This is a genomic window from Aeromonas sp. s11, assembly GCF_040907945.1.
GTDB classification, from domain to species: Bacteria; Pseudomonadota; Gammaproteobacteria; order Enterobacterales; family Aeromonadaceae; genus Aeromonas; species Aeromonas veronii.
This window is the reverse complement of the sequence record NZ_JBFOCU010000031.1, coordinates 1-12,704: the sequence shown is the minus strand read 5'-3', so window position 1 is coordinate 12,704 and position 12,704 is coordinate 1. Positions and strand designations below refer to the sequence as shown.

Genomic DNA, 12,704 nt, shown 5'->3' with positions numbered 1-12,704 from the left:
AAACACAATCGGGGGATTCTAGCCGAAAAGGGGGGGCGGGGGCGAATGGCTGTGTGCTGGTCAGAGGGGTAGCCTGCGTCCGGTTAGCGTGACAGCGGCGGCAGCTGCGGTCGGCTTTTTCTACACCGGATAAAAGAGTGTGATAAAATCGCCCGCTGATTTTTCAGGTTTTGAGAGTCGATACAGATGAAGATCACCCTGCCCGATTTTGAAAAAGCCCGCGTTCTGGTCGTTGGCGATGTCATGTTGGACCGTTACTGGCATGGCCCTACCGGTCGGATCTCCCCCGAGGCGCCGGTGCCCGTGGTCAAGGTTGAACACATTGAGGAGCGTCCCGGTGGCGCGGCCAACGTGGCCCTCAACTCCGCTGCCCTTGGCGCCCACGCCGTGCTGCTTGGCCTGACTGGTCAGGACGAGGCTGCCGATGCCTTGGCTGGCCAGATGGCTGGCGTCAAGGTAGCCTGTGATTTCGTTCGTCTGGCCGACTTCCCGACCATCACCAAGCTGCGCGTGCTGTCCCGCAACCAGCAACTGCTGCGTTTGGACTTTGAAGAGCCCTTCCACTCCGTCGATGCCACCCTGCTGATGAGCAAGGTCGAGCAGGCGCTGCCAAACAGCGACGTGATGATCCTCTCCGACTACGGCAAGGGTGCTCTCAACGACGTGCCCGGCATGATCCAGCGCGCCCGAGCCGCCGGTATTCCGGTGCTGGTCGACCCCAAGGGGACCGACTTCGAGAAGTATCGCGGTGCCACTCTGCTGACCCCCAACATGTCCGAGTTCGAGGCTGTGGTAGGCAAGGTGAAGAGCGAAGAGGAGCTGGTTGCCAAGGGGCTGGATCTGGTCAAGCGTTTCGAGCTGGATGCCCTGCTGGTCACCCGTTCCGAGAACGGCATGACCCTGATCCGCGAAGGCCAGCCGGAGCTGCATCTGCCAGCTCAGGCCCACGAGGTTTACGATGTGACCGGTGCCGGTGATACCGTCATCTCCACCCTGGCCACCTCGCTGGCCGCTGGCAAGAGCCTGGACGAAGCTTGTGCGCTGGCCAATACCGCAGCCGGTATCGTGGTCGGCAAGCTGGGTACCTCCACCGTCAGTCCGGTCGAGCTGGCCAATGCCCTCTACACCGAGCAGGAGACAGGCTTCGGCGTCATGTCCGAAGCCCAGCTGAAAGTAGCGGTTCGTGCCGCCCGTCTGCGCGGCGAGAAGGTAGTGATGACCAACGGTTGCTTCGATATCCTGCATGCTGGCCATGTATCCTATCTGGCCAACGCTGGCAAGCTGGGGGATCGCCTGATCGTGGCGGTCAATACCGACGAATCGGTTCGCCGTCTGAAAGGGCCGGGTCGTCCGGTCAACCCGACCGAGCGCCGCATGGCCGTACTGGCTGCGCTGGGCGCGGTGGACTGGGTTGTGCCCTTCTCCGAGGATACCCCGCAGCGTCTGATCGCCGAGATCCTGCCGGATCTGCTGGTCAAGGGCGGCGACTACAAGCCGGAAGATATCGCCGGTTACGCCGAGGTGACCGCCAATGGCGGCGAGGTGCGCGTTCTCAACTTCGAGGATGGCTGCTCCACCACCGACATCATCAAGACGATCCGCGAGCGTGGCTAACGTTCTGCTGGCCCCGCAATCTGGCGGGGCTCATTATCGGCGGTAGCAAGCTGACAGAAATACGGATAACAAAAAGGCGACCTTGCGGTCGCCTTTTTCATGCCCGATAGCGGCTATTAGCCTTTGGCTTTTGCCGTGGCAGGCATCAGACCCTGGTTCACTTCCACTAGGTCCTGCGCTTCCAGAATACCGGCAGCCTGTTTCAGGCTCAGGATATTGAGGATGTAGTTGTAACGGGCTTCGGAGAGCTTCTGCTTGGCCTCGTACAGCTTGCGAGTGGAGTCCAGCACGTCGACGATGGTACGGGTACCCACTTCGTAGCCGGCTTCGGTCGCCTTCAGGGCGCTGTCGGCGGAGACCACAGACTGGCTGTAGGCGCGCACCGAGCCGATGCTGGCGTTCACGTTGTTGTAGGAGGAGCGCACTGTGCTCTGCACCGAGCGGAAGTTCTTCTCCAGCAGTTCGCTGGCCGCCACGTAGTTGTATTGAGCCTGTTTCACCTTAGAGCTGGTGGCGCCACCGCTGTAGATGGGCAGCTTGAAGGTCAGACCGATATTGGCCTGATTGTCATTGCCGCCGCTCTGAATACTATCCAGCTTGTAATCGGTATTGCTGGTTTGCAGTCCGGCACCCAGATCCAGCGTCGGCTCATGGCCGGTTTTGGCCAGATCGATCTGCTCCTTGGCAATGTCCTTGCTGATGCGGGCACTGTGCAGTTGCAGGTTTTTGTCCAGCGCCAGCTCCAGCCACTTGTCGGAGCCGAAGGCGGTCTTCTGCGGGCTGAAACGATCGGTGTTCAGCACGTCCAGATTGCGGTGATCGATACCGGTCAGCTCGCGCAGGGTCTCGTAGCTGTTGTCCAGCGAGTTTTCGGCATTGATCTCGTCAGCCAGCGCCTGGTCGCGGGAGGCTTCCGCTTCATGGACGTCGGTGATGGCGGTCAGGCCCACTTCGAAACGCTGCTGGGTTTGCTCCAGCTGACGCTCTACCGCAACCTTGTTGGCGCGGACGAACTCCAGGGTATCCATCGCCTTGAGCACATCAAAGTAGGCTTTGGCGGTGCGCACCATCAGGTTCTGGATCTCGAGGTTGTAGGCGACATCTGACTGGGTGGCCTGCTTCTCGCTGATATCCAGATTGACCCAGTTACTGCGACGATAGAGGGATTGCGACAGCGTCACCTCGCCCTTGGCGTTGGTATTGCTCTGGGTATCGTTCTTGTTTTGCAGATAATTGAGCCCGGCACCCAGATCGATCTGGGGCAGCAGAGGGGCACGGGATTCGTTGATCTTCTCGAAGGCCTGGTCGCGAACGGCTTTGGACTGCAGCAACTGCGGGTCTTTGATCTGGGCTTGCTGGTAGATATCGAGCAGGTTTTCGGCATGGGCACCGGCACTGACGCCCAGCAACACCATGACTGACAAAAGTGTTCTTTTCATAGATCGTTTTAACCTTATGTAGTAACCCAAACTGGTTGCTGGAGAGGCAAATATTGTCACCGACCAAGCTTGATTGCAGCTTAATCACTCTACTATAAGCAAAATTTAATGCTAAGAGTCTCAGGTCCGGTGACGGGAACGTCAAGAACCGGACGCAGTTTTCTCCCCGCGCGCCTAGCCAAATGGTCTGTGGCTGCTAAAATCCACCCCTCATTACCATGGCACGCCGAGTGAATGAACGTTCATTCATGTTCCTCGGATTTTATGGTCAAACTGATACAAGTCAAGCTGACGGGAGCCCCGGATGTCGCAGCAACCCTTGCCGCAAGATCGGCATTACGCCGCCGATGATGTAAAAATCATTGAAAAATCAGCTGGATATAACGGCTTCTTCAAGGTGAATGTCTATCGTCTGCAGCATCGGTTATTTGCGGGCGGCTGGAACCAACCCATCGTGCGCGAGCTGTTCGAGCGGGGCCATGCTGCCGCGCTGCTGCCCTATGATCCGGTACGCGACCAGATCGTGCTGGTGGAGCAGTTCCGCATCGGCGCCATGGAGACCAGTCCGACCCCCTGGCTGCTGGAGCTGGTGGCCGGCATCATAGACCCAGGCGAGGTCGCTGAAGACGTGGTGCGCCGGGAAGCGGTGGAAGAGGCCGGGATCGAGGTTGCCCGCTGCGAGCATGCCATCAGCTATCTGGTGAGCCCGGGCGGCAGCACCGAGCGGATCGAGGTCTTTGTGGGCGAGGTGGATGCCAGCAAGGCCGAGGGACTGCACGGTCTGGCTGATGAGGGCGAAGATATCCGGGTGCACGTGGTGAGCCGCGAACAGGCCTATGCCTGGCTCAAAGAGGGACGTATCGACAATGCGGCCTCGGTCATCGCCCTGCAGTGGCTGGCCCTCAACCATGGCGAGCTGCGCGCTCGCTGGCTGGCGGATCGCTGAGGTGGCGCTGACCCTGCAACAGAGCAGGCGCTATGTGCCTGATCTGATGTCCTTGCAGCGTACCTGAGAGGTCAATTACATGGCGTTGATGAAACTGCTGCCGCCAGATGGGGAAGTCGGGGCCGAGCGCCGCTATCGGGTCGGCAACGATCTGCAGTTCCAGCTCACCATCATTGGCGAGAGTCGCTTCACCAATCAGGTGATCCTGAGCCAGCACAACCCCGAATTGCCCGAATATTTACAAGCTCAGATAGAGATTCGTTTGTATCATGATGTGCGGATGGCGGAAGTGTGTGCAGCGCAACAGATTTCCCGTTTGCAACCACGTTATGATTATCCCAATAAAAAGATGCACCAGCGGGACGAAAAGGAGCAGGTAAATCTGTTTCTGGCCGAATGGCTAAAATTTTGTCTCAGACATGGTACCAGCCCGATCAATATCTCCAGTTGAACAAATAAAAAGAAGCGTGATTTTGGAAACAGAGCTCCCCCAGGCGCAGGACGGCAGTGTGCGCCTGTTGCAAATTACCGACACCCACCTCTTCGCGAGTGCCGAAGGGCGGCTGTTGGCTGTGCGCACCGCAGAGAGTCTGGCCGCCGTGCTGGAACAGGTGCAGGCCAATGAACACCCCTACGAGGTGATTCTGGCGACCGGCGATCTGTCGCAGGATCACAGTCCGGAATCCTATCAGCGTTTCGCCTCCATGATGGCGCCCCTGGGCCGCCCCATCTACTGGCTGCCCGGCAATCACGATGACAGCCCGCTGATGACCGAATATCTCCATGCCGCCGGGATCAGCGAATCCAAGCAGCTGGTGGGCGACCACTGGCAGGTGATCCTGCTCGACACCCAGGTGCGCGGCAAACCTCACGGCATGATTGGCGATCACCAGCTGGCCGCCCTCGACCGCGCCCTGCGTCAATATCCTGATCGCCACGCTCTTATCACCCTGCACCATCAGGCGGTGCCGGTGGGCTGCGCCTGGCTGGATCAGCACAATCTCAAGAATGCCGATGACCTGTTCGCCGTGCTGGCCCGTCATCCGCAGCAGAAGACCATCCTGTTCGGCCACGTTCATCAGGAGTTTGACGAGGTGCACCGCGGGGTGCGGCTGATTGCCAGCCCATCGACTTGCATTCAGTTCAAACCGCTATCCGACGGCTTCGCGCTGGATGAATCCGGCCCGGGCTGGCGCTATCTCACCCTCTATCCGGATGGGCGGGTGGCCAGCGAGGTGTGGCGCCTGCCGGTGGGGCAGTTTGTGCCCGACCCCAACGCCACCGGTTATTGAGGAGAGCATTCCATGAAGTCCGTTCTCCTTTATCTGCACGGTTTCAACTCCTCACCGGGCTCCGCCAAGGCGCAGCAGATGGCTGCCTGGGTGGCCGCCAACCGGCCCGACATCGAAGTGATCATTCCGGCCCAGCCCAATACGCCAGCGGCGGCCTGGGCGGCCATCGAGCAGACCATTGCCGATCTGCAGCGTCGTTATGGTAGTGAATACAAGCTCGGCGCCGTGGGCAGCTCCCTCGGCGGCTTTATGGCGACCCGAGTGAGCGAGCAGTACGGCTGCCGCGCGGCGCTGATCAATCCGGCGGTGCGCCCCCACGAGCTGCTCTGTGACTACCTCGGCCCCCAGACCAATCCCTATACCGGGGAGCAGTACGAACTGCGGCCTGAACATATGGATGAGCTGCGGGCACTGGCGGTACCGGTGACGGCGCCGGAGCGGCTCTGGATCCTGCAACAGCAGGGGGATGAGGTGCTCGACTATCGCAAGGCGCTGGATGAATACCGCTTTGCCCGCCTCTCGCTGGAGTGCGGCGGCAACCACGCCTTTGTGGCGTTCGAGCGCTACCCCGCCCAGATCATCCGTTTCCTCGGGTTATAGTCAGGTTTGAGTCAATAAGGGCGGTCTCGCCCTGCTTGTTCTTCTCCAGATCAAGCTTTCGGTGCGGGGAGTTTGTTCTACCCCCGCCTAGCAGTTAAGATTCCCTCCAAACGTCAATTCGCAAGGCCCTCCATGTCTACTCAATACAATGCGGATGCCATTGAGGTCCTCAATGGCCTTGAGCCGGTGCGTCGCCGCCCCGGCATGTATACCGACACCACCCGGCCCAATCACCTCGGCCAGGAGGTCATCGACAACAGCGTCGATGAAGCGCTGGCAGGTCACGCCCGCAGTCTGGAGGTGATCCTGCATGAAGACCAGTCCCTCGAAGTGATCGACGACGGCCGCGGCATGCCGGTCGATATCCACCCGGAAGAGGGGGTCAGCGGGGTGGAGCTGATCCTTTGCAAGCTGCACGCGGGCGGCAAATTCTCCAACAAGAACTACCAGTTCTCCGGCGGTCTGCACGGGGTGGGTATTTCGGTAGTGAACGCCCTCTCCGATCGGGTCGAGGTGACGGTACGTCGCGACGGTCAGGTCTATGACATCGCCTTCGAGCGTGGCGAGAAGGTGCAGGAGCTGACCATCACCGGCACCTGCGGTCGTCGCAACACCGGCACCCGGGTGCGTTTCTGGCCGCAGGCGAGCTACTTCGATTCGCCCAAATTCTCGGTCACCAAGCTGGAGCACCTGCTCAAAGCCAAGGCTGTGCTCTGCCCCGGCCTCACCATCAAGTTCCTCGACAAGAACACCGGCATCAAGCTGGAGTGGTGCTACGAAGATGGCCTCAAGGATTATCTGGTCGACGCGGTCAAGCAGTTCACCTGCCTGCCGGAGCAGCCCTTTATCGGCTCGTTCAGCTCCGAACAATCGGCGGTGGACTGGGCGCTCTGCTGGTTGCCGGAAGGGGGCGAATGCCTTGCCGAATCCTATGTGAACCTCATTCCCACCGCTCAGGGCGGTACCCATGTCAACGGCCTGCGTCAGGGCCTGCTCGACGCCATGCGCGAGTTCTGCGAGTTCCGCAACCTGCTGCCGCGCGGGGTCAAGCTGACCCCGGAAGATATCTGGGATCGCTGCGCCTACATCCTCTCCATCAAGATGCAGGATCCGCAGTTCGCCGGCCAGACCAAGGAGCGCCTCTCCTCCCGTCAGAGCTCGGCGTTTGTCTCCGGCGTGGTGAAGGATGCCTTCAGCCTCTATCTGAACAGCAACACCGAGCTGGCGGAGCAGATCGCCGAGATCTGTATCTCCAGCGCCCAGCGCCGGATGCGCGCCGCCAAGACGGTGGTGCGCAAGAAGATTACCCAGGGCCCTGCGTTGCCCGGCAAGTTGACTGACTGTAACTGCGCCGACCCCATGCAGGGGGAGCTGTTCCTGGTGGAGGGTGACTCCGCGGGTGGCAGTGCCAAGCAGGCGCGGGATCGCGAGTTTCAGGCCATCATGCCGCTGCGCGGCAAGATCCTGAACACCTGGGAGGTGGAGGCCGGTCAGGTGCTGGCCTCGCAAGAAGTGCACGATATTTCCGTGGCCATCGGGCTTGACCCCGACTCCGAGGATCTCAGCGGCCTGCGCTACGGCAAGGTGTGCATCCTCGCGGATGCGGACTCGGATGGTCTGCACATCGCCACCCTGCTCTGCGCCCTCTTTGTGAAGCACTTCCGCACGCTGGTGGAGAAGGGCCACGTCTATGTTGCCATGCCGCCCCTCTACCGGATCGATATCGGTAAAGAGGTCTACTACGCCCTCGACGAGGATGAGAAGAACGGCGTGCTGCAGCGGGTCGAGGCCGAGAAGAAGAAGGGCAAGGTGATGGTGACCCGATTCAAGGGCCTGGGTGAGATGAACCCGAAACAGCTGCGGGAAACCACCATGGATCCCAACACCCGCCGTCTGGTGCAGCTCACCATGGAGCCGGCAGGAGAGAGCGAAGGGGATGCGGCTGATGAGACCCTGCAGCTGATGGACATGCTGCTGGCCAAGAAGCGGGCGGGTGATCGCCGCGAGTGGCTGGAAGAGAAGGGTAACCTCGCCATCATCTAAGCCGTCGGTCACCTGCCGACCCGCATTTCAGGCGTGCCCTCTTGGGGCGCGCCATAGCAAGAGAAAAACATATGAGTGATGCTATCGAGCTCAGTCTGGACGGGGTAGAGCGCCAGCCAATGCGCACCTTTACCGAACAGGCTTACTTGAACTACTCCATGTACGTCATCATGGATCGGGCCTTGCCGCATATCGGCGATGGCCTCAAACCGGTGCAGCGGCGCATCATCTACGCCATGAGCGAGCTGGGTCTGTCGGCCCTCTCCAAGCACAAGAAGTCCGCCCGTACCGTGGGTGACGTGCTGGGTAAGTACCACCCCCACGGCGACATCGCCTGTTATGAAGCCATGGTGCTGATGGCCCAGCCCTTCTCCTACCGCTACCCGCTGGTGGACGGTCAGGGTAACTGGGGTGCGCCGGACGATCCCAAATCCTTCGCCGCCATGCGTTATACCGAGGCGCGGCTGTCGCGCTTCTCCGAGCTGCTGCTCTCCGAGCTGGGGCAAGGCACGGTGGAGTGGACGCCGAACTTCGACGGCACCATGAAGGAGCCGGTGGTGCTGCCCGCCCGTCTGCCGCACATCCTGCTCAACGGGGTGACGGGTATTGCGGTGGGGATGGCGACCGACATCCCGCCCCACAACGCGCGGGAAGTGGCCTACGCCTGTGCCGAGCTGCTCGACAACCCCAATGCGGGGCTGGATGTGTTGATGCAGCACATTCAGGGGCCGGACTACCCGACCAACGCCGAGATCATCACCCCGCGCGACGATATCCGCAAAATCTACGAGACCGGCAAGGGCTCCATCAAGCAGCGGGCGGTCTGGAGCGAGGAGGATGGCGACATCGTCATCACAGCGCTGCCCCATCAGGCCTCCGGCGCCAAGATCATGGAGCAGATCGCCGCCCAGATGGTGGCGAAAAAGCTGCCGATGGTCACCGACCTGCGCGATGAATCTGACCACGAGAACCCGACCCGTCTGGTGATCGTGCCGCGCTCCAACCGGGTGGACGTGGAGGGGCTGATGGCCCACCTGTTCGCCACCACGGATCTGGAGAAGAACTACCGGGTCAACCTCAACATCCTCGGCCTCGACAACCGGCCGCAGGTGAAGTGCCTCAAGACCATCCTCAGCGAGTGGATCATCTTCCGCCGCGAGACCGTGCGTCGCCGTCTGCAGTTCCGCCTCGACAAGGTGCTGGCTCGCCTGCACATCCTCGAAGGCTTGCTGATCGCCTACCTCAACATCGACGAGGTGATCGAGATCATCCGCACCGAGGATGAGCCGGGCAAGGTGATGGTGGAGCGCTTCAACATTACCGAGACCCAGGCCGAAGCGATCCTCGAGCTGAAACTGCGCCATCTGGCCAAGCTCGAAGAGTTCAAGCTGCGCGCCGAACAGAGCGAACTGGCCGAAGAGCGCGACAAGCTGGAGCTGATCCTGGGCTCCGAGCGTCGCCTCAACACCCTGCTCAAGAAAGAGCTGCTGGCCGATGCCGAGAAGTACGGCGACGATCGCCGCACCCCGCTGGTGGAGCGTGCCACCGCCGTGGCGCTGACCGAGAAAGAGCTGGTGCCTAGCGAACCGGTCACCGTCATCCTCTCCGACAAGGGGTGGGTGCGCGCCGCCAAGGGCCATGATGTGGATGTCGAGGGGCTCTCCTACAAGGCGGGGGACAGCTATCTGGCCCATGCCTGTGGCCGCAGCAACCAGCAGGCGGTGTTCCTCTCCACGTTGGGGAGAACCTACGCCCTCGAATCTCACACCTTGCCATCCGCCCGCAGTCAGGGCGAGCCGCTCACCGGCCGCTTTGCGCTTGGGGCAGGGGAAGAGGTGCGTCATCTGGTGATGGGCAACGAGGGCGAGCCCTACCTGATCGCCAGCGATGCCGGTTACGGCTTTGTCTGCACCTATGACGATCTCATCGGCAAGAACAAGAACGGCAAGGCGCTGCTCACCGTGCCGGAAGGGGGTCAGGTGATGGCCCCCCAGAAGATTGGCTCGCCGGAGACCGATCTCTGCATGGCTATCTCCAACGAGGGGCGCATGCTGCTGTTCCCGATGAACACCCTGCCGGTGCTCGGCAAGGGCAAGGGCAACAAGCTCATCAGCATCCCGTCGGCTCGGGTGAAGGCGCGGGAGGAGTTTGTGGTGATGGCCGCCGTGATCCCGCAGGGCCAGTCGGTCACCCTGTTTGCCGGCAAGCGCAAGCTGACCCTCAAACCGTCCGATCTCGATTACTACCGCGGCGAGCGTGGCCGCCGCGGCGCCAAGCTGCCCCGCGGTTTGCAGCGGGTCGATCGTATCGAGATTGAACCCGCTGCCGGAACCGAACCGGTAGCCGGGGAAAATCAGGAAGGGTAATTAATATAGAAGGGTGCGAAAGCGCCCTTCATTTATAAATATATGTATTTATTTATATTTTGGAAGGCATTCAATATCTAATACACAGATACTATTATTTTTTTCCTCATCAGTTATTTCTGTTGTCGATAATAAAGAGTGCTTCCTCGAGTAATCGTACATTCTACCTAATTTAGCATGTAATAGACATATGTCGTTAGCATGGCTTGAAAATGTACATTCTGTAATTAGGTTGTTTTTATCTTTCATGCTCTCAATTCTTGCGCGTGTTATTTGCATGTCAGATAGTATTGATGCCATGAATTTTGCTTCAGTTTCATGCTCATGAATCATGCAGTTTTTAAATACTTCAAAAACCCATTCTTTTGGTGGAATGGGGGGTTCATGGTTTTCTTTGGTTGTTGATGTATCTATCTGGTGTTTTTCACTAAGAAAAATAAATTCATTTTTTAGGTATGTAGCTAATTCGGTACAGTAGGTGTGTAGCTCTGACAAGGCTAATGGCAGGAGAGATTTTGCGGCGATTAGTTCTCTGTATCTCTTCGCATTTTCAGAATATTGAGCTGCGTATATTGCAAGTACGGCAGCCAAAAGAGCAATCATACCTGAGTTGAATGTCTGCCAGCGATCCCAGACTTTCTGTATTTCAAGCCAAGAAAAATCAGTCATTATCAATGGGGCAGTAATCATTGCATTCACCCACAAGAAAATAAAAGCAAGTGATAGCGATTTAATTAATTTTATTTTCGTTGTATGTGTCACGCTAGGAATCCTGAAGTTTGAATTTTATTATTCTATTCAAGGTGGAGTAACTAGTCTAGCTAGATGAAGCAACCGAAGAGCCGTAGATCGCGAAAACAGGTTACCGTAATTCTACCGGTGCTCCAGCTGATCTCTTCTCTATATCCATCGCCACCGAGATTGCACTGCGGACGATTACGCTTCGCTAATCGACCCTACGCGCTCCTGCTTGATTTAACGCTCTGCTGCTTGTCGATGGTTTGCTCTCCCTCCTCACCGACCTTTCTCCCCTTATCTATGGCAAAGAGTGGGAGAAGGAAGCAGAGATCGCAGCCATTTTGGTATGGCGTGACAACTAGGGCCAAAGGTTGGCATGCACTTGTCCCCTGCGAGATCGCGCTTCTCAGCGCACCATCTGGTCTTTTGACCCGTCTGCGTGGATCTGATGGATGGCTTCATGGCAATAATGGGGGCATGATTCGGTCTGCACGGTGCTATCGCTAAATAGCTGTTCCGAATAGTAGATCACCGGAGGAAGGGAACTCAGTCCAGTTTGTGCGATCTGATTAGTCGCTAAACAAAACAAGCCACACCCAAAGGACTGAGTTGATGCCTATCCTACCACCTCTGCCACGACCACAACGGCGCCGCATTCACAAAATCATCCATGCCACCCGTGATAAAGGACATGCTCGTCGCTTGATGGCCATCTTGCTGTTACATGAAGGACGCACGATCACCGATGTTCATCACCTTACCGGCGCTGCGCGCTCGACCATCGGTCGTTGGCTTCGGTGGTATCGAGATGAAGGCATAGATGCGCTAGAAGCCTTACCGGCTGGCCGTGCCCCAGTCTTACCTATCGCCAAGATTGTCACCTTACTGGTGCTGCTCATGCAGTTTTCTCCGCAAGATTTTGGTTATCAGCGCAGCCGTTGGTGTACTGAACTATTGGCTATAAAAATCAATCGGTTAACAGGGCTCAATGTGGCAGCCTCCACGCTCCGCCGATGGTTACCTCGTATGGGCATTGTCTGGCGCAGGCCCGTGCCGACCTTGCGGATAAAAGACCCAGCCTATCAGGAAAAAATGGCGAATATCGACGCCGCGCTGGCCCGCTGTGATGCCGATAATCCGGTGTTTTATGAGGATGAAGTCGATATAGACCTCAATCCCAAATTAGGAGCCGACTGGATGTTCAGAGCGCAGCAAAAGCGGGTTGTCACACCGGGGCAGAATGCCAAGCATTATCTGGCAGGCGTTCTCCACGCAGGCAACGGAAGGGTACTTTACGTCAGCGGGATCAAGAAAAACTCATCGCTGTTTATTGCCATGCTGGAAAAGCTGCGCCACCACTACCGACGAGCCAAAACCATCACGTTGATCCTCGATAACTACATCATTCACAAAAGCAAACAGACCGAGCGATGGTTGAAGAAGAATCCCAAGTTCTGCCTGGTGTTCCAGCCAGTTTACAGCCCTTGGGTTAATCACATAGAACGGCTATGGCACAAGTTACATGAAACCATCACGCGCAATCATCAATGCAGAGGGATGGCAAACCTGCTGGCCCGAGTGAAACACTTCATGGATACCGTGTCTCCTTTCCCGGGGAATGGCTATGGCACAGCGAAGGTGTAGCACTATTGGGATCAGTTATTTA

Annotated in this window: 10 protein-coding genes; 8 read left to right on the top strand and 2 right to left on the bottom strand. The window is 58.2% G+C overall.

What is annotated here, in order from left to right:
• Positions 1 to 186: 186 nt before the first annotated feature.
• The gene (hldE, locus tag AB5Y84_RS09460) at positions 187 to 1,614 is read left to right on the top strand and encodes a bifunctional D-glycero-beta-D-manno-heptose-7-phosphate kinase/D-glycero-beta-D-manno-heptose 1-phosphate adenylyltransferase HldE (protein WP_058058377.1); all 1,428 of its coding nucleotides are present in this window, start codon (positions 187 to 189) and stop codon (positions 1,612 to 1,614) included.
• Positions 1,615 to 1,730: 116 nt separating this feature from the next.
• Here the strand turns inward: hldE and tolC are convergent, their stop codons facing one another.
• Positions 1,731 to 3,053, bottom strand: a complete 1,323-nt coding sequence (tolC, locus tag AB5Y84_RS09455; RefSeq protein ID WP_058057939.1) for an outer membrane channel protein TolC — start codon at positions 3,051 to 3,053, stop codon at positions 1,731 to 1,733.
• 304 nt (positions 3,054 to 3,357) lie between these two features.
• Between tolC and nudF the strand changes: the two genes are divergently transcribed.
• The 6 genes from nudF (at position 3,358) to parC (ending at position 10,300) form a co-directional block, all read left to right on the top strand.
• Positions 3,358 to 3,999 carry an ADP-ribose diphosphatase gene (gene nudF / locus AB5Y84_RS09450; protein ID WP_058057940.1) on the top strand — a complete coding sequence of 214 codons (642 nt, stop codon included), beginning with the start codon at positions 3,358 to 3,360 and terminating at the stop codon, positions 3,997 to 3,999.
• 79 nt (positions 4,000 to 4,078) lie between these two features.
• On the top strand, positions 4,079 to 4,450 hold the full coding sequence (locus tag AB5Y84_RS09445; RefSeq protein WP_368176822.1) for a DUF1249 domain-containing protein: 372 nt from the start codon (positions 4,079 to 4,081) through the stop codon (positions 4,448 to 4,450).
• A 22-nt stretch (positions 4,451 to 4,472) separates the two neighbouring features.
• Entirely contained in the window at positions 4,473 to 5,291 is an 819-nt protein-coding gene (gene cpdA, locus AB5Y84_RS09440) for a 3',5'-cyclic-AMP phosphodiesterase (RefSeq protein ID WP_041202814.1), read from the top strand.
• A gap of 12 nt (positions 5,292 to 5,303) precedes the next feature.
• Positions 5,304 to 5,891 (top strand): YqiA/YcfP family alpha/beta fold hydrolase, encoded by a 588-nt coding sequence (locus tag AB5Y84_RS09435; protein ID WP_139741668.1) that lies wholly within the window; start codon positions 5,304 to 5,306, stop codon positions 5,889 to 5,891.
• A 132-nt stretch (positions 5,892 to 6,023) separates the two neighbouring features.
• Positions 6,024 to 7,934: a DNA topoisomerase IV subunit B gene (parE, locus tag AB5Y84_RS09430; RefSeq protein ID WP_064335387.1), complete on the top strand. Its 1,911-nt coding sequence runs from the start codon at positions 6,024 to 6,026 to the stop codon at positions 7,932 to 7,934.
• A 71-nt stretch (positions 7,935 to 8,005) separates the two neighbouring features.
• Positions 8,006 to 10,300 carry a DNA topoisomerase IV subunit A gene (gene parC / locus AB5Y84_RS09425; RefSeq protein ID WP_368176821.1) on the top strand — a complete coding sequence of 765 codons (2,295 nt, stop codon included), beginning with the start codon at positions 8,006 to 8,008 and terminating at the stop codon, positions 10,298 to 10,300.
• Between the two features lie 48 nt (positions 10,301 to 10,348).
• Here the strand turns inward: parC and AB5Y84_RS09420 are convergent, their stop codons facing one another.
• A complete protein-coding gene (locus tag AB5Y84_RS09420) occupies positions 10,349 to 11,062 on the bottom strand; it encodes a hypothetical protein (protein WP_337073636.1) in 714 nt (237 codons plus the stop codon).
• Positions 11,063 to 11,650: 588 nt separating this feature from the next.
• Between AB5Y84_RS09420 and AB5Y84_RS09415 the strand changes: the two genes are divergently transcribed.
• Positions 11,651 to 12,682: an IS630-like element ISAhy2 family transposase gene (locus AB5Y84_RS09415; protein ID WP_001809438.1), complete on the top strand. Its 1,032-nt coding sequence runs from the start codon at positions 11,651 to 11,653 to the stop codon at positions 12,680 to 12,682.
• The last annotated feature ends 22 nt before the right edge of the window (positions 12,683 to 12,704 follow it).

Coding starts and splice junctions, on each gene's coding strand:
- hldE (WP_058058377.1), top strand. CDS start 187: ATGAAGATCACCCTGCCCGATTTTGAAAAAGCCCGCGTTCTGGTCGTT.
- tolC (WP_058057939.1), bottom strand. CDS start 3,053: ATGAAAAGAACACTTTTGTCAGTCATGGTGTTGCTGGGCGTCAGTGCC.
- nudF (WP_058057940.1), top strand. CDS start 3,358: ATGTCGCAGCAACCCTTGCCGCAAGATCGGCATTACGCCGCCGATGAT.
- AB5Y84_RS09445 (WP_368176822.1), top strand. CDS start 4,079: ATGGCGTTGATGAAACTGCTGCCGCCAGATGGGGAAGTCGGGGCCGAG.
- AB5Y84_RS09435 (WP_139741668.1), top strand. CDS start 5,304: ATGAAGTCCGTTCTCCTTTATCTGCACGGTTTCAACTCCTCACCGGGC.
- parE (WP_064335387.1), top strand. CDS start 6,024: ATGTCTACTCAATACAATGCGGATGCCATTGAGGTCCTCAATGGCCTT.
- parC (WP_368176821.1), top strand. CDS start 8,006: ATGAGTGATGCTATCGAGCTCAGTCTGGACGGGGTAGAGCGCCAGCCA.
- AB5Y84_RS09415 (WP_001809438.1), top strand. CDS start 11,651: ATGCCTATCCTACCACCTCTGCCACGACCACAACGGCGCCGCATTCAC.